We start from the raw sequence: 16,062 nt of genomic DNA on the forward strand, positions 1-16,062 counted from the left end.
TTATCTCCCGGCGGCCGAAACGGTGCTGTCGACAGGTGCGTGGATGAGGGCGTGCCGCAGCAGGTCGGCGATGATGCGCGGGCCTTCCTGGGTCAGCAGCGACTCGGCATGAAACTGCATGGAGGCGAACGACGGCCCGCGCAGGGCATGGACCTCGCCGGTCTCGCTGTCGCGGCTGATCTCGACCGTGCCGATGCCGTCGATGTGCAGGCGGTCACTGCAACTTTGGGCCGCGAAGGTGTTGTAGAAACCCACCCGTTCGGCGTTGCCGAACAGGTCGATCTGTTTTTGCACGCCCTGGTTGGGAATGGCCTTGCGTTGCAACTGCAGGCCCAGGCACAGGCTCAGCACCTGATGACTCAGGCACACCGCCAGGAACGGCCGCTGCTGGCTGAGCAAGGAACGGATGGCCATGTGCAGATGGTCGATTTTCGGCAGCTGAACATCGCTTGGGTTGCCAGGACCGGGGCCCATGATCACCAGGTCGTAACCGTCAAAACTGTACTCGTCGCTGAAGCTGCACACCGTCACCACCAGGCCCAGCGCCCGCAGCTGTTTGGCGATCATCGAGGTGAACGTGTCTTCGGCATCGACGATCAGCACATGCCGCCCGTTGAAGTCGGCCTGGGTCTGTTGGCGCTGCTGGCTGTCCATCAACCAGAAATCCGAGACGTAGGCATTGCGGCTGGCCAATGCTGCGCGCACCTGCAGATGGCCACCGAAGCGCGAAGGTGCCTGGTTTTTCAGTGCGGCGATCAGGCCGGCGGCCTTGGCCCGGCTTTCGGCGGCTTCGGTCAGCGGCTCGGAGTGGCGCACGATGGTCGAACCCACGCTGATGCGTACCTGCCCGCTATTATCGATGTCGGCGGTGCGAATCAGGATTGCCGAATCCAGGGAGCGTCCGCCCTTACCATCGCTGCCGATCAGCGCGGCCATGCCGCTGTAGTACGCACGGCCTTGCGGCTCATAGCGCTGGATCACCCGGCAGGCGCTTTCCAGCGGGCTGCCGGTAACCGTCGGGGCGAACAGGGTTTCGTGCAGGATCTCGCGCACATCGCGGCGGGTCTTGCCTTCGATGAAGTACTCGGTGTGGGCCAGGTGCGTCATTTCCTTGAGGTAAGGACCGAGCACGTGCCCGCCGTCTTCACAGATGCGCGCCATCATTTTCAGCTCTTCGTCGACCACCATGTACAGCTCATCGGCCTCCTTGCGATCAGCCAGGAAGTCCATGACGTCGGTCAGGCTGGGGCCGGCGGGCGGGTAGCGATAGGTGCCGCTGATGGGGTTCATCACCGCGAGCCCATCCTTGACGCTGATGTGGCGCTCGGGGGACGCGCCGACAAAGGTGCGACTGCCGGTGTGGATGATGAATGTCCAATAGACGCCTTTTTCCCGCTCCAGCAGATGACGAAAGAACGACAGCGCACTGGCCGGGCCGTACTCACTGATCTCGGCCAGAAAGGTGCGCTTGATCACGAAGTTGGCGCCTTCCCCGGAGCCGATTTCGTTGGCGATCACTTGGCTGACGATCTCGGCATAGGTGGCGTCGCTGAGGTCGAAGCGTTCGTTGTTCAATTGAATCGGCACGTTGGGCAGCAACGCCAGCAACTGCTCAATGCCGATGGACTGCTGCTCGGTGATGTTCATCGCCAGCAACGGTGACCCATCGTCCACCGCCTCGAAGCCGCGTTCTGCAATCTGGCGGTAGGGAATCACCGTCAGTACATCCAGGCGCGGGGCACCGATCGACGGGGCAGGCAAGTCGATATCGGCCAAGACCCGTGGCTGCGACATCTCGCCGATCAGCACGTTCAGCAGCCCGGGGCCGCTGGATTCCGGACGGTACAAAAGGGCAAACGGTTCGGGCGCCGGTTGCAGGATGCGTTCCATGAGGCGGGCGGCGGCTTGGCTCATAGCACCACCTCGTCGGTGGTGATGACCATGGCGCAACGGCTGGCGGCGTATTCCATGGCCATCCAGTGATGCTCCTTGCTGAAGTCGGCGATCGCGTCGGCCACGAGGAAGGGTTGGATGTCGTTGGAGTAGGCATCCACGCTGGAAATCAGTACCCCGACATGCGCATACACCCCGCACAGGATCAACTGATCGCGCTCGCCGGCGTGCATGCGTTGCAGCAAGTCGGAATTGAAGAAGGCGCTGTAGCGCCACTTAGTCAGCAGCCAGTCACCCGGTTTGGGCGTGAGGGCGTCGACCACCTCGCGGTCGGCCGGGCTGGCCTGCATGCCTGGGCCCCAGAAATCCTTGAGCAGCCCGCGTTGCTCGGCGTTCATGCTGCCCGGTTGGGCGGTGTAGGCCACTGGCACGTCGTTGTCGGCGGCCCACTGGCGAATGCGCGCGGCATTGCTCACGACCTCTTCACGCAGGGCCTGGGGCAGGGGCCGCAGGAAGTAGCGCTGCATGTCATGCACCAACAGCACGGCGCGCTCGGGGTCGATACGCCACTGCGCTAGGTTGGAGGGCAGGTCGCGGGAGGTGGGCAGGGCGTAAGGGACGATCGATGGAATGCCGGTCATGGCGACAAACTCCAGTCAGAGGGAACCAGGGGTGGAGGAGGGCAGGTTTGCCAGGCCATCACCGCAGCAATCGCTTGCCGGGGGTTCAGGCGCGGGTCGCACAGGCTTGTGTAGTGGCTGGCAACCTGGTTCAGGCCGGCGGCATCGGAGGCGCACTCGCTGACGTCATCGGGGGTGGTTTCCAGGTGCAGGCCGGCGGCCACGCCACCAGCGGAGGTCACGGCATGTTTGAAGGCGGTGATTTCCTCGGTGATGGTCTGCACCATGCGGGTCTTGTTGCCGCAGGGCGCGACGATGGTGTTGCCGTGCATCGGGTCGCTGAGCCAGATGATCTGGTGGCCGGCACGGCGCACCGCTTCAACCAGCGGTGGCAGGCGGTCGGCGACCTTGTGGGCGCCCATGCGGGCGATCAGCGTCAGCCGGCCGGGTTCGCGCCTGGGGTCCAGGCGCTCGCACAGGCTCAGCAGCTGGTCCTGGGTGATGTCCGGGCCGACCTTGCAGGCCACCGGGTTGAGCACTTCGCTGAGCAAGGCTACGTGAGCGCCGGTCAACTGGCGGGTACGCTCGCCAATCCACGGCCAGTGGGTTGAGCCGAGAAATACCCGGCCCTGCTCGTCCTGGCGCACTTGCGGCAGTTCGTAGTCGAGCACCAGCATTTCGTGGCTGGTCCAGGCGGGAGAACCGCTGAGCGGCTCCTTGCCGGCCGGGTCCTTCCACCCCAGGTGTTGCATGATGTCCTGCGCAGCGTGATAGCCGCGCACCAGGCGCTGCGCATCATGCTGGCGATGGCCGCTGACTGCCTCGCGACCGTTGACCATGTCACCGCGATACACCGGCAACTCGACATCGCCGATGCGTTCGCTGTGGTTGGAACGCGGCTTGGCAAACTGCCCGGCAATCCGCCCCACCCGCACCACCGGTTGCTGGGTTACCAGCCGGAACGCACCGGCCAGGATGTCCAGCACTGCGGCTTTGCGCGTTACATGGCTGGGCGCGCTTTCATCCATGTCCTCGGCGCAGTCGCCGCACTGGATGATCATCGCTTCGCCAGCCGCGACCCTCGCCAGGGTGGCACGCAGGACCAGAATGTCTTCGACGCGAATCAGTGACGCGCTGTCCCTGAGGTAGGCCTGTGCGTCATGCAATTGTGAGGGTTCGCTCCATTGAGGCTGCTGGAACGCTTCACAATTTAGAACCCGTTTCAGTAAGTCTTCCATGATGCGATCACTCTCCCAAAGGATTAAGTAGGGATGCCTTCACGCTTGATGTGCGGTACCGCAATACCCAGGGCGCGCAGTTGTTGAAAGACGTTCATGAATTCACGATTGCGTTTTACTTTGCCGTCCTCCAGTTCGAAGGAGTGCAGAAAATGATTCTCGTAATACCCTTCCGGGTAACCCGGAAAGAGAATCTTGCCGTGACCATCGCACTCGACCCAAATATGGTTAGGGTCATCGGTTTCAAACACTTTGACGTTGTACCATTCCCAATCCGGGAAGCACTTGAGTGACCAAACAGCGTGTTCGGCCAATTTGGCTTTGCCACTGATTACAATCGGAGCGCCAGTATCCGTGGTCCATAAGCCGCCGGAACCGTCTTCAGTGAATAGTTCATGACGGCGCAAGCGATCCTGGCCTTTGGTGCGCATGTATTGCTCGACCGTGGCGCGGTTCTTGCGACGTAGTTCAGTGTCATTAGTTGTCAGTTGTTGTGCTGCGCTGGTAGACATGCTCAATCTCCAATGGATAAAGGGCTTATGAGGCGGGGATCCCTTCACGCTTGATGCTTGGAATCGGGATGCCCAAGGCGCGAAGTTGTTCGAAGGGGTTCATGAATTCACGGTTTTGCGTGATCTTGCCGTTGTCCAGCTCGAAGGAATGGATGTAATGGTTTTCGCAATACCCCTCCGGGTAACCGGGCACCAGGGACTTGCCGCGACCGTCGCTTTCCACCCAGAAATGGTTGGGATTGTCGGTTTCAAACACCCGGACGTTGTGCCACTGCCAGTCTGGAAAGCACTTGTCCAGCCACACGCCGAGGGCGGCGAGTTTTGCGTGGCCTTTAAACACAAGGGGCTGACCGGTTTCGGTGTTCCAGGAGCCGCCACTGCCATCCGGCGTGAACAGCTCATGCCGGCGCAGGCGATCTGCGCCGTTAGTGCGCATGTACTGTTCAACCGTGGCGCGATTTTTTTGGCGAAGTTCGAGCTGATCATTAAAACCGCCAGTGATAAGCGAGGCAGGCATGGGCAGCGTTCTCCTTAGTTGGATTAAGATTTAAAAATCAAGTAAATATTTAGTTAATTGCGCGTGGCCGTATCTAACAGTTGTTTTAACTGTCGTGCCTTCGCGGCTGTTCCGAGCGGTGTTGTTTATACACCTGCATTTCCTGGGCTTGGAACTACCAGATCTTGTAGTGGCTCAAGCCTGAGTGGGGCGGTGCGGGCTGTCGGACAGGTTGTTGCATTATTATGAAGGGGCAGGTTCATTCGTCGGCCGAGAAACAGTGGCCTATGGCTAGTTAGTTGGGTTAGTCATAAGAAATCTAGTGCTAGTGCGAAGCAGTCTATAGCGCTGGAATTTTGTGTTTGACATGAGTTCAGGTTGCTTTAGTCTCACGATTCCTTTCGAGCTTTATAGGTGTTCAAAATGGAATTAGGACAGCTGTTGGGATGGGATGCTTATTTTTACAGTATCTTTGCGCAAACCATGAACATGGAGGAATTCACAGCGGTTTCATTGAGGGTCTTGCGTGAACTGCGGTTTGATTTCTTTGCTTATGGCATGTGCAGTGTGACGCCGTTCATGCGGCCCAGAACCCATATGTACAGCAATTATCCCGAAGACTGGATACAGCGCTATCAGGCAGCTAACTACGCAACGATCGACCCTACGGTGAAACACAGCAAAGTCTCGTCGGCCCCTATTTTGTGGAGCAATGAGCTGTTCCGGGGTTGCCCGCAGCTGTGGTCTGAAGCCAACGATTCGAATCTACGCCACGGCCTGGCACAACCTTCGTTCAACACCCAGGGGCGTGTCGGGGTGTTGAGCCTGGCACGCAAGGACAATGTCATCAGTCTTCAGGAGTTCGAAGCGCTGAAGCCGGTGACCAAAGCGTTTGCCGCGGCGGCCCTGGCGAAAATTTCCGAGTTGGAAAGCGACGTTCGTGTGTTCAACACCGATGTTGAGTTCAGCGAGCGGGAATGTGATGTGTTGCGCTGGACCGCAGACGGCAAGACCTCGGAAGAAATTGGCGTGATCATGGGCGTGTGCACCGACACCGTGAATTACCATCACCGCAATATCCAACGCAAACTCGGTGCCAGCAACCGCGTGCAGGCCGTGTCTTACGCGGTCGCGCTGGGCTATATCTGAGGTTCATCGACTGCGCCGAGTCGTCCAGCAGGACGACTCGGCCGGTATCATACGGTCTCTTCCAGAAACGCCCCGGACGTGAAGGCTGAAGGCATGCGCGCACCACGGTGGTGTTCACGGTGAGCCGAGAGTTTGATCGCGAGGATTTTTTCGTCCTGGTGCAGGGTGACCGGCCCCAGGCGTTCGTAGTTGACCCCATTGATTTTGTAATAGCGCTCCATCGTGCTGTTGACGATGCCGACGATGGCATCGGCGCCTGCCAGGCTGGCGGTCTTGAGGCTTTTCCAGAACAAAGGCATGGCCAATTGCGGTTCGCGGGTGGTGAAACGTGTCATTTCCCAGATAGCGGTATGCTTGGGCGGTGTGCCGGCGCAGGTATGGCGGAAGACGCCCTCCAGCAGGTTGGGGAATATTGTGGGTATCAGGCGGGCGCAGCCTACAATGCAATGATGCTCGTTGAACGCCAGGAGGTAGCGGGCGTGCTCCGTGTCGTATTGATCCCACTCACAACCGGCCTGGTGCGGCTGGATGGGCAATCGCCATCCAAGTTTCTCGACGAATTGTTCGTGCCGAAAGCGACCTAACATGAGTTTGAGCTCGTCACTCATTTCGCTCAGCGTATGCTCTTCCATGTGCATGACAGGATGTCCTTGGGGGAGGGGGCAAGTGCGGGTTTTTATAGAGGACTTGTAGAGGCTTGGCACCTACAAGATCTTGTAGTGGGCTCTATGCGCCATTTTTACTGAACTACCGAAACCCATAATGATCTAGCGTCCATTGCAGGCTCAGAAAAGATCTTTCCGGGTGAAATGAGATTTATCTGAAGTGGAACGCCGTCTCAGGCAGAGTAGGCCCCAAGACGGTGGAAACAGATGCGTTCCAATCAGGTGTTTGAGGAATGAACGATGTTGAATTTTGATGAGCGCCCCAGGGACGCGCGCGAGCCCAGCGAGTACGAGAGCCTGGTCGCGATGGGAACCCGCACGCTCGATGCCATTCCTGGGGCTATCTACCTATGTGACCGCGATGGGTGGCTCATCAGGTTCAACAGCGAAGCGGTCGAGCTGTGGGGCAGGACACCGGCGCTGGGGGAGGGCGGAGACCGCTTCTGCGGTTCTTATCGCCTTTATTCCACAGGTGGCACGCCGTTGGCCGTTGACGAATGCCCGATGGCCTCGACCCTCAACGCGGGCCAGTGCGCGCGTAACCAGGAAGTCTTGATCGAGCGCCCTGACGGATCGCGATTCGTGGCACTCATGAGTATCCGCACGCTGAGAGACCGGGAGGGACACATCCAGGGCGCAATCAACTGCTTTCAGGATGTCTCGACGCACCACGCCATCGCCGAAGAACTGCGACGTAAAAGCTGCGATCTTGAAGACTTCTTCGAAAACAGCACCGTGGGCCTTCATATCGTCAGCGGCGAAGGCATTATTCTGCGGGCCAACAAAGCCGAGTTATCGCTGCTGGGCTATTCAGCGGACGAGTACATCGGCCGTCATATCACCGAATTCCATGTGGATGAGCCGGTTATCGGTGACATCCTCACCAAGCTTGGCAGCGGCGATTGCCTGAACAGCTATCCGGCGCGCCTAAAAGCCAAGAACGGCACCATCAAGCATGTCGCGATTACATCCAATGGGCGCTTTGAAAACGGCAAATTCTTCAATACCCGTTGCTTCACTATCGACGTGACCCGCGTGCACGACGCCGAAACCGAGCGCCAGGAAAGCGATGACCGCTTGGCGGCGACTTACGAGGCGGCGACCATCGGCATTGCGGAAGCAGGGGAGGACGGTCGCCTGCTGCGGGTGAACGATGCCCTGTGCACCATGCTCGGTCGGTCTCGCGAACAACTGCTGGCGATGACCTTCCTGGACTACACCCATCCAGACAGTGTCGAGCAGGACGCGGCGTTATACGCACGGCAGGTGGCGGGCGAACTGGACAATTACGTGTTGCGCAAACGGGCCGTAAAGCTCGATGGCCAGCCGATCTATCTGGATATTCACAGCTCATCGGTCAGGGCTGCCGATGGCAGGTTCCGCTACGGCGTACGGGTCATCCAGGACGTGACGCTGGCCCGAGAGATGGAACACCGCGTGCGCGAAAGCGAGCGACACATGCGCAACCTGCTGGAGGCGCTGCCGGCGGCCGTCTACACCACCGACGCCGAAGGGCGCATCAACTTCTATAACGGCGCGGCCGTCGAGTTGTCGGGGCGCACACCGCAACTGGGCGACCTGTGGTGCGTCACTTGGAAACTGTTCAACACCGATGGCACGTATCTGCCTCACGACCAATGCCCGATGGCCGTGGCGCTCAGGGAAAATCGGCCGGTGCGGGGCGTCGAGGCCATTGCGGAACGCCCGGACGGCACTCGCGTGTCCTTTGCGCCGTATCCGACCCCTCTGCACGATGCCGACGGAAACCTGATCGGTGCGATCAACATGCTCGTGGACATTACTGAGCGAAAGCAGGCAGAAGACCGACAGAAAAACCTGATCGATGAACTCAATCACAGGGTCAAGAACACCCTGGCTACGGTCCAGTCTCTGGCGGCGCAAACCGCGCGCAGCGCGCAGGATGCCAACGAAGGTTATGTCCGCTTCGAAGCCAGGCTGCTCGCGTTGTCGCGTGCCCACGACCTGTTGACGAAGCGGCATTGGGGCCACACTCCGCTGAGCGTGCTGGCCCATGAAGTGCTAATGCCGGTATTCGGCGATGAACCTGGGCGCATCATGATCGCCGGTGATGCCATCGATGTGGACACCCGCGTCGCCCTGAGCCTCACCATGACCCTCAATGAGCTGGCAATCAACGCCCTGAAATACGGTTCGATGTCGAACGAGACCGGGACACTTTACGTGAACTGGAGCGTTCAACCCCAACCGGACGGCGCGCTACTCACCCTGGACTGGCGCGAGGAGGGCGGCCCTGCGGTGATCACGCCAGAACGCAAAGGGTTGGGTTCACGTTTGATGCAGCGCTGCATCGAGCGTGATCTAGACGGTTCTTTTGAACTCGACTTTGCCCATGAGGGCGTTCACTGCCGCTTCTCGTTTATGGTCGTTGAGAACACACCATGACCGTGTTCCCAGGGATCAGGGTGCTGTTGGTTGAAGACGAAGGCGCCATCGCGATGTTGATCGAGGAAATGCTCGAAGACATGGGATGCACGGTAGTCGCCTCCGTGGCCCGACTCGCGAAGGCACTCGAAAAGGCCAGTGTGCTCGACGTAGACCTGGCGATTCTGGACGTGAACCTGGCGGGAGAACGCGTGTTTCCGGTTGCCAGCGTTTTGCGTGCGCGCAATATTCCGTTTTTATTCAGCACGGGGTATGGAGCCAGCGGCCTGCCGAAGGAGTTTGCTGGCTGTCCGGTTTTGCATAAGCCGTTTGCGGAAGACGATCTTCGGTTGAAGATGGCGCTGGCGTTGAATGAGGCGTGATCAGAGCGCGGTTTATTGACGTCAAATCATAATTGTGTAGGGCGCCATTCAGTTGCCCGATTGACCGCCGATATCTATTCAAGTCGTATCCGTTGGCGGTAAACCGAGGGTCAGTCCATGTTCAATAAAACTATAAAAGATGAACTGGAGGCCAGGAAGGCCGAAGTAGTGGGTTACAAGGGATTGTTCGAAGCACTGGGCCGCTCTATGGCGGTGGTCGAGTTTGATCTGGACGGAAAGGTGCTGCGAGCCAACGATAATTTTCTCGCCACCATGGGCTATAGCGCTGACCAATTGCCTGGTAAGTCGCATCGGGACTTCTGCACCCCTGCGTTAACCCGCAGCGCGGATTACAGCCAGTTTTGGGCGCAACTGCGTGCCGGTACATTCGTGTCGGGTACTTTCCAGCGAATTAACGCGATGGGGCAGAATGTCTGGCTTGAAGCCAGTTACAACCCGGTGCTCGACGAGCGCGGTCAAGTGAACAGGATCGTCAAGTATGCACTGGACGTGACTGAAAAAGTCGCTCAAGAAGCGCTGGCGCGGGGCAAACTGGCCGCGCTGGATCGCGCCATGGCTGTGATTGAGTTTGATCTAACTGGCAATATCCTCTCGGCCAACGACAACTTTCTACACACCATGGGCTACGGCCTGAACGAGCTCAAGGGTAAGCACCACCGGCTGTTTTGCGAGCCAAGCTTGATCAATAGCAGCGAATACAGCGACTTCTGGCGTCGATTGAATGCCGGCGAGTTTTTCAGTGGCCAGTTCAAACGTATCGGCAAAAACGGACGGGTAGTCTGGCTGGAAGCGACCTATAACCCGGTGTATGACGCTGACGGCAAATTATCGAAGATCGTCAAGTTCGCCAGTGATATCACCGCGCGCATCGAGCGCTTTGAAGAGGACTCGCGCGGCGCTTCCCGGGCGTACCATATTTCCGCCGAGACTGAGAAAGTCGCCGAACAGGGCGCCCAAGTCATCCAGGAAACAGCCAGAGAGATGCGCCAGATAGCCGAAAACATTGGTGCGTCGGCGCGGCTGGTCGGTCAGCTGGGTGACCGTTCCGAACAGATCACGGCGATCGTCAATACCATTCGCGGTATCGCTGATCAGACCAACCTGCTGGCCCTCAACGCCGCCATTGAAGCCGCTCGAGCGGGCGATCAGGGCCGAGGCTTTGCGGTAGTGGCCGACGAAGTCCGACAACTGGCAGGGCGCACCAGTCGCTCGACTGCAGAAATTGCCGAAATGATCGGCAAGATCCTTTCTGAAACCCGCGATGCAGTCGCCAGCATGAACGCTACTCAAGAGGGCGCGCAACGCGGCGTAGGCCTGGCCGATCAGGCCGGCTCGGTGATATTGCAGATCCGCAGCGGCACCAGCGACGCCGTCGCGGCAGTGAGCATGTTCGCCTCCAAACTCGACGAGTCAGAAGTGATTCCCAAAACTGCGGTCAGTTGGGTTGGGTAAAAGGTTGGAACAGGTGCGTACTTAAATTGTGAGGGTACGGATCATGTTCATGTCCATTCGTGAGCAGCAGACGGCTCGATCAGGTGTTTTTTCCAGCGAGAAACAACGACGTCAATCGGATATTGGTTGGTGCTGGTTGCCAAAATTTGACCAGGCATTCGGATGCTTGGATCTGAAATTTCGTCATCTGCGTAGCGCTGAAACTTTGAAGTCATGAAATGTCCTTGGAGGAGGGGAGTGCTAAAGGTGGACGAACCATTGGTGCGGATGAAATGACGCCGACACTCATGCGTGGACGTGCTAATGGCACTCAGATATTGTCGCAAGCATGAGAACGCACAGGTTGCGTGACGAATCATGAAAGGGATGAGTGCGATGATTTACCAATGCAATGGATGCAACAGAACTACCTTTGAGATCGCATGCCCGTGGTGCATGGGTTCTCAAGTTTCACCTTCATCAGAGATCACGTTGCGACACCTCACGCCACTGGATCCTTCGTTTTATCCCGACTTTCAATACAGATCCAAAGGCTTGATTCAGGACTTTTTCGGGAAGAAGAAGGAGCAAGCCCAGCTCAACGATCTTTTGAACAACGTCTTGAGGAAGTACGCGGAGCTGAAGCAGCCATACTTCACGAACTTCATTCACACGACTCGCGAAAGCGCAGGTAGCAGCGATGACGCGGGTGTACCTGGGCCGCGATTGGATGGTGTGTATAGCGAGAGGGAATTGTTCAGAGAAGTCTTGATACGCAAAGGCTTTGACGAGCTTGAAGGGCTTCCATCTCTCTTGGACAAGCTTTTGCAGACCACCGCCTTCAACTCTGCCTATCTGGGCTTCTCCAGAGAATTGACCAGACACATTCGAACTGACCTTGCCGACACCTTACGTTCTTGGATTGAAGAGGCAGGGACGACGTTCAGGTCTGACTTGGCTTTGTTCTATTACTACCTATGGGAAAATGACGTTCCATTCCCCAATGTTCAATTCAACCCCCAATCATCGACCACATCCGGGGTTCCACTCCTGCCGCTGCAAGCCTTTCGAAATGGTCTGAGCCTCTGCGAGGAGATCTATTTCGATATCCTCGTCGAGCGGCTGGGATCGCAGCTCGAGCATTTCAATCCGAACCAGTTCATCACCATGTACTTGGTGGATGCCATGGACGGGTTTCAATTCGAAGCCTTCCTGGTTGAGATCTTCCAAACGATCGGCTACGACGTCAAAGAGACCAAGAAGACGGCTGATCAAGGTGCCGATCTTTTTGTCAGTCGCTTCGGTAAAAACATGGTTATCCAGGCCAAGAACTACTCTGGCTCAGTCGGTAACGCGGCTGTGCAGCAAGCCATTTCCGCTAAGGCCTTTTACGGTTGCGACGAGGCCATGGTTGTCACCAATTCCTACTACACGAAGTCGGCCAAGGAGTTGGCCAGCACAGCAGGCGTTCGGCTGATCGATCGAGATGGGCTTCAAAGCTATCTGGATGACTACAATCAAAAGCTCATAGAGGTTTTCCAGGCCGAGGAAGAGAGTGCTTAAAAGTAGATGTCCTTCGGGGCAAAAACTTTAGTCCAGCGACGTCGGTGCGGTTTCGAGATCCGTAACAATAAAGACGATGCAGATCTCGACCATACCGTAATGCTTTATTTAACAAGTGGGCGATGTCAGATGTTCATAAGACGCCCCCCAGCGCACTGCACTTGGCTCAATAGCTCAAAACGAATGCGATTGTTCATCGAGTTATGTTCATGGACGAGATTTTCCGCTCGTCTGGTCGATCCGAACTAGCGAATTCGAACCGTGAAGATTGAACTGGCGCGGCATCACTTTGTAGAAGGTGGCGTCAGTGACCTGATTGAAATTCGCGAAGGCGATGCACTCGACAGCCTTGCCAGCAACCTGCCGCGGACGGTCGATCTGTTGCTGCTCGATGGCGCCAAGGCGTTGTATGGCGACGTATTGAGTCTGGTTGAAAAACACCTGCGCCCCGGTGCACTGGTGATCGCCGACAACACTGACTATTGCCCGGAATACCTGGCTCACGTGCGCTCGCCGCAGAACGGTTATCTCAGCGTGCCGTTCGGCGATGACATCGAAGTATCGATGCGTCTGGGCTGAGTCATCACCTCGCCGGGCCTCGGGCGGCGACCCGGCGTCGCCTCAGCGCGAACGATCAGATCGCTGCCCTGGCGGGGCGGACAGCCTCAACCAGTTGAAGGTAGTTGCCCAGCATCGCCAGGCCTTGCTGGGTCATCACTGACTCGGGATGAAACTGCACGCCATAGATCGGCAATTCCCGGTGCCTCAGCGCCATGATCGGGAACTCTGTTTTCAACCGCGCTGCAATGAGGTCTTTAATGATCTCCTGCTGGCCATAGATGGTGACCGTGCGCCCGGTCATTGCCTGGAAGTCCAGCTCGCGTGTCGCACCGTCGTAATGGAATTGCAGTGCCGAATGCACCATTCCTTGAGCGTGAACCCTCGAACCAACACCGCTTTCGGTCAGAATCTTCACCGTGGCAGGGGTGATCTGGCCGGCGCGACTCCGCCCCTCGACGTAATCCCTTGAGCGACTTTCAACAATCACGTTGCTTATGTTCATCAGCGAGAGAAGTTGCCCCAACATCAATCCCGCCGGGCCCGCTCCAACGATTGCAACCTTTGTCCGCATGGGTTTGTCCCTCTGCTCTGAGTTATAAGGCTTGAATATAATTCAGCAATAGCTATTGATCACGTCTAATACTTCATCAGCGCGTTATCGAGCGATTTGATTTCCAGTCACTGTGTAAGGGTTACCGGATTTATGTATCCGTCACACCTTTGACAATCATCGTTTCTTTGTAATGACGTCACTCATGTATTGATGCAAGTCACGCAGATCATTCACGCTCCAGGCATGTGGCGGTATCTTCACGCCATTCTCTCGCAACGTTTTTGGAATCAGGCTTCCACTGGGGCGAAGTATTATTGAGGACACAATCACGCCCGGATAATCATTGAGACGCTTCTTGAACGCAGCCGTTGTAAGGTCTGGCGTTGGTGGATTGCTTTTATTGGCCAGCGGCCCTGTTCCCTTGATGTCGGGGCCGTGACACACGGCGCATCGCTGTACAAAAAGGGCTTTTCCGTTGGCGTTGTCGGCAAAGGAAAGTGATGTCTGAAGCAGCGATAAAAATCCTAGTAAACCGATAAGTGATCTTTTCATTTTTCTGTGGCCTTGTTGATCCATCAAGTCGCAAGCGACACCGCCATGCACCGCGCTATCTCTGTGGCCAGAAGTCGCAAATGTACCGATGTTGATTCATGAGGCCGATAAAATTCGTCGCGCGCTTCAGAAAAAGAAACGAGCGGCGCGTCGTTACGCATATGTTTGAACGTCATGCCGTAAAGGCTTTATTTGATTTGAGTACTCGTCAACCGACGAGGGACGACTTCATGCCGAGGACGTAATAACGCCAATCATTGATGCGGCATCGAACAGAGGCTGAAAGTGTACGAAGTGCCCGGGAGGGAAAGGCAAGCGAAAGAGAAGATGGATTTATAACAGTGATATGAAACATGCCAATCCCTTGAGCGTTATTGTGGTTATTACAATGAGTAGTATCCTCACTCATGGGCGTTACGATCACATTTGTTTCTGGATATGTCAATATCAAAAATCAAATTGACAATAACCCTGGATCAGCCAGTTCAATGGTCAGAAACAGCCGATCAAGAACGTTAGACAACGCGCGGATCGATAGCGGGCGGCCACGATCCGAGATGAACAAATAGCGATAGAGCAATTTCATCGGTTTACCGTCACGCAGAGGGCGCCGGTCGCTTTGGATATAGCGCTCGTAGACCTCATACAACTGTGCGGAGATGCCTACGGTCCGTCCATGTGTTTTGAGCGCAGGCTCTTCAACGCGCGGGTCGCGGGGATCATGTTCGCGATCATTGATGCTGACATAGGCGTGCTGAGAACCTTTATTGATATTCGTGGTGTAGAGCTTCAGAGCAGGTACTGGTCACGTGTTCGTGAACTGATCTGCTGAAAAAGTACAGTGCCCGGTTTGCCGATTCGGGCAATCAGATTATCGGCATGACGGCCACTTTGGAGCCAAATAGCGTAACCATCCAGCAAAGCCAGAATCGCCTCAAAGTGGCAGGCCAAAATGGCCTCATCGATATCCAGATCTCGGCTTTTGGCATAGGCGTAGAAAGCCTGGATCGCGCGCAGGTGCGCCGCAGCCGTATTGTAAGCGCGGTGCCTGAGTTTGAGTTGGACGTAGATGAACGGAATGAGTATGGGCAACGGAGTCGCATCACCAGCTTGTACAAGTAGCGGTAGTCGTTGACCTGAAGAGAAACGGCACTGAATCAGTCTCATCGGCAGCCACCTCATTCAAGGATTCGTCATGAACACTATGGACATAGCCCGTTGAGAGAGTAGGCGTCAACAACGAATTCGTCGAATCAGTCACTTAGGCAGCTCATGAACATTTATGACATGGCCTCTCGTTTAACATAATATACATTATGCGAACCCATTGGTATTCCACACAGGCCGTCTCCCAGGTACATTTCAAACCTCAGCCACGCCTCTTAACCACATCCCCTCAGGATTTCCCGCATGCATGAAGCAGCCCATCACATCATCGATCTTTACGAACGTCACGCTCAAACATGGGATCGAGTTCGTTCACGGCGCCTCGTTGAACAATCCTGGCTGGATCGTTTTCGTCAGGCCATGCCGATTGCGGCTGGTGATGTCCTCGACGTTGGCTGTGGCTGCGCCGAACCCGTGGCAGCTTATTTGATCGACGCGGGTCACGCTGTATGTGGGATTGATTCGTCCACGGCGATGATCACCTTGTGTCGGCAACGTTTCCCGCAGCACGCCTGGCATGTGGCCGACATGCGCCAGTTGGCGTTGAATCGGCGTTACGCAGGCATTCTGGCGTGGGACAGTTTCTTTCACCTGACGCCTGATGATCAGCGTCGAATGTTCCCGATTTTCCAGGCCCATGCCCAGCCTGGTGCTGCACTGATGTTTACCAGTGGCACGGCACATGGCGTTGCGCTGGGCAGCTTTGAGGGCGAAACGCTTTATCATGCCAGCCTGGACCATGGTGAATATAATGCGCTGCTCAATGCCCACGGTTTCAGCGTCGTTGAGCAAATAATAGAAGATCCGGAATGTGGCGGGCATACGATCTGGCTGGCTGTTTTCGGTTGAAATCGA

General features: G+C 56.7%; 14 protein-coding genes and 4 pseudogenes. 8 read left to right on the forward strand and 10 right to left on the reverse strand.

All coding sequences use genetic code 11. From position 1 onward, the window contains the following. From C4J87_RS12740 to C4J87_RS12760, 5 genes are read right to left on the reverse strand one after another with little or no spacing between them, the layout of a single operon-like run. Positions 1-1,890 carry an anthranilate synthase family protein gene (locus C4J87_RS12740; protein WP_372238444.1) on the reverse strand — a complete coding sequence of 630 codons (1,890 nt, stop codon included), beginning with the start codon at positions 1,888-1,890 and terminating at the stop codon, positions 1-3. Between the two features lie 20 nt (positions 1,891-1,910). Further along, positions 1,911-2,534 (reverse strand): isochorismatase family protein, encoded by a 624-nt coding sequence (locus C4J87_RS12745; RefSeq protein ID WP_124367074.1) that lies wholly within the window; start codon positions 2,532-2,534, stop codon positions 1,911-1,913. After that, entirely contained in the window at positions 2,531-3,751 is a 1,221-nt protein-coding gene (locus tag C4J87_RS12750; RefSeq protein ID WP_124367075.1) for a 3-deoxy-7-phosphoheptulonate synthase, read from the reverse strand. The genes C4J87_RS12745 and C4J87_RS12750 overlap by 4 nt, the downstream gene beginning before the upstream one ends. A 23-nt stretch (positions 3,752-3,774) precedes the next feature. Then, positions 3,775-4,263 (reverse strand): PhzA/PhzB family protein, encoded by a 489-nt coding sequence (locus C4J87_RS12755; protein WP_124367076.1) that lies wholly within the window; start codon positions 4,261-4,263, stop codon positions 3,775-3,777. 25 nt (positions 4,264-4,288) lie between these two features. After that, positions 4,289-4,780 (reverse strand): PhzA/PhzB family protein, encoded by a 492-nt coding sequence (locus C4J87_RS12760; protein ID WP_124367077.1) that lies wholly within the window; start codon positions 4,778-4,780, stop codon positions 4,289-4,291. Positions 4,781-5,182: 402 nt separating this feature from the next. Between C4J87_RS12760 and C4J87_RS12765 the strand changes: the two genes are divergently transcribed. After that, positions 5,183-5,908: an autoinducer binding domain-containing protein gene (locus C4J87_RS12765; RefSeq protein WP_124367078.1), complete on the forward strand. Its 726-nt coding sequence runs from the start codon at positions 5,183-5,185 to the stop codon at positions 5,906-5,908. A 47-nt stretch (positions 5,909-5,955) separates the two neighbouring features. Here the strand turns inward: C4J87_RS12765 and C4J87_RS12770 are convergent, their stop codons facing one another. Further along, a complete protein-coding gene (locus C4J87_RS12770) occupies positions 5,956-6,546 on the reverse strand; it encodes an acyl-homoserine-lactone synthase (protein WP_124367079.1) in 591 nt (196 codons plus the stop codon). Between the two features lie 267 nt (positions 6,547-6,813). On the opposite strand from C4J87_RS12770, the gene C4J87_RS12775 reads away from it, so the two are divergent. The 4 genes and pseudogenes from C4J87_RS12775 to C4J87_RS26695 form a co-directional block, all read left to right on the forward strand. Further along, complete coding sequence (locus tag C4J87_RS12775) at positions 6,814-8,997, forward strand: PAS domain S-box protein (protein ID WP_124367080.1); 2,184 nt, start codon at positions 6,814-6,816, stop codon at positions 8,995-8,997. Further along, the gene (locus C4J87_RS12780; protein WP_124367081.1) at positions 8,994-9,359 is read left to right on the forward strand and encodes a response regulator; all 366 of its coding nucleotides are present in this window, start codon (positions 8,994-8,996) and stop codon (positions 9,357-9,359) included. Before C4J87_RS12775 ends, C4J87_RS12780 begins: the two co-directional genes overlap by 4 nt. A gap of 207 nt (positions 9,360-9,566) precedes the next feature. After that, positions 9,567-10,244 (forward strand): annotated as a pseudogene (locus C4J87_RS26690) (PAS domain-containing protein); the annotation flags it as partial. Positions 10,245-10,355: 111 nt separating this feature from the next. Further along, a pseudogene (locus C4J87_RS26695) lies at positions 10,356-10,832 on the forward strand (methyl-accepting chemotaxis protein); the annotation flags it as partial. Positions 10,833-10,879: 47 nt separating this feature from the next. On the opposite strand, the gene C4J87_RS26120 reads toward C4J87_RS26695, so the two are convergent. Next, positions 10,880-11,047 (reverse strand): hypothetical protein, encoded by a 168-nt coding sequence (locus tag C4J87_RS26120; protein WP_164487658.1) that lies wholly within the window; start codon positions 11,045-11,047, stop codon positions 10,880-10,882. A gap of 160 nt (positions 11,048-11,207) precedes the next feature. On the opposite strand from C4J87_RS26120, the gene C4J87_RS12790 reads away from it, so the two are divergent. Both C4J87_RS12790 and C4J87_RS12795 read left to right on the forward strand, forming a co-directional pair. Continuing rightward, a complete protein-coding gene (locus C4J87_RS12790) occupies positions 11,208-12,374 on the forward strand; it encodes a restriction endonuclease (protein WP_124368967.1) in 1,167 nt (388 codons plus the stop codon). Positions 12,375-12,621: 247 nt separating this feature from the next. After that, a pseudogene (locus C4J87_RS12795) lies at positions 12,622-12,953 on the forward strand (O-methyltransferase); the annotation flags it as partial. A 55-nt stretch (positions 12,954-13,008) separates the two neighbouring features. On the opposite strand, the gene C4J87_RS12800 reads toward C4J87_RS12795, so the two are convergent. From C4J87_RS12800 to C4J87_RS26530, 3 genes and pseudogenes are all read right to left on the reverse strand, one after another. After that, on the reverse strand, positions 13,009-13,506 hold the full coding sequence (locus C4J87_RS12800; RefSeq protein ID WP_124367083.1) for an FAD-dependent monooxygenase: 498 nt from the start codon (positions 13,504-13,506) through the stop codon (positions 13,009-13,011). Between the two features lie 156 nt (positions 13,507-13,662). Next, positions 13,663-14,040 carry a c-type cytochrome gene (locus C4J87_RS12805; protein ID WP_124365156.1) on the reverse strand — a complete coding sequence of 126 codons (378 nt, stop codon included), beginning with the start codon at positions 14,038-14,040 and terminating at the stop codon, positions 13,663-13,665. Between the two features lie 463 nt (positions 14,041-14,503). After that, a pseudogene (locus C4J87_RS26530) lies at positions 14,504-15,207 on the reverse strand (site-specific integrase); the annotation flags it as partial. A 243-nt stretch (positions 15,208-15,450) separates the two neighbouring features. On the opposite strand from C4J87_RS26530, the gene C4J87_RS12815 reads away from it, so the two are divergent. Then, positions 15,451-16,056 (forward strand): class I SAM-dependent methyltransferase, encoded by a 606-nt coding sequence (locus C4J87_RS12815; RefSeq protein WP_124367084.1) that lies wholly within the window; start codon positions 15,451-15,453, stop codon positions 16,054-16,056. Positions 16,057-16,062 lie beyond the last annotated feature (6 nt).

The sequence above is a fragment of the Pseudomonas sp. R1-43-08 genome (assembly GCF_003852255.1).
In the GTDB taxonomy this organism is placed as follows: Bacteria; Pseudomonadota; Gammaproteobacteria; order Pseudomonadales; family Pseudomonadaceae; genus Aquipseudomonas.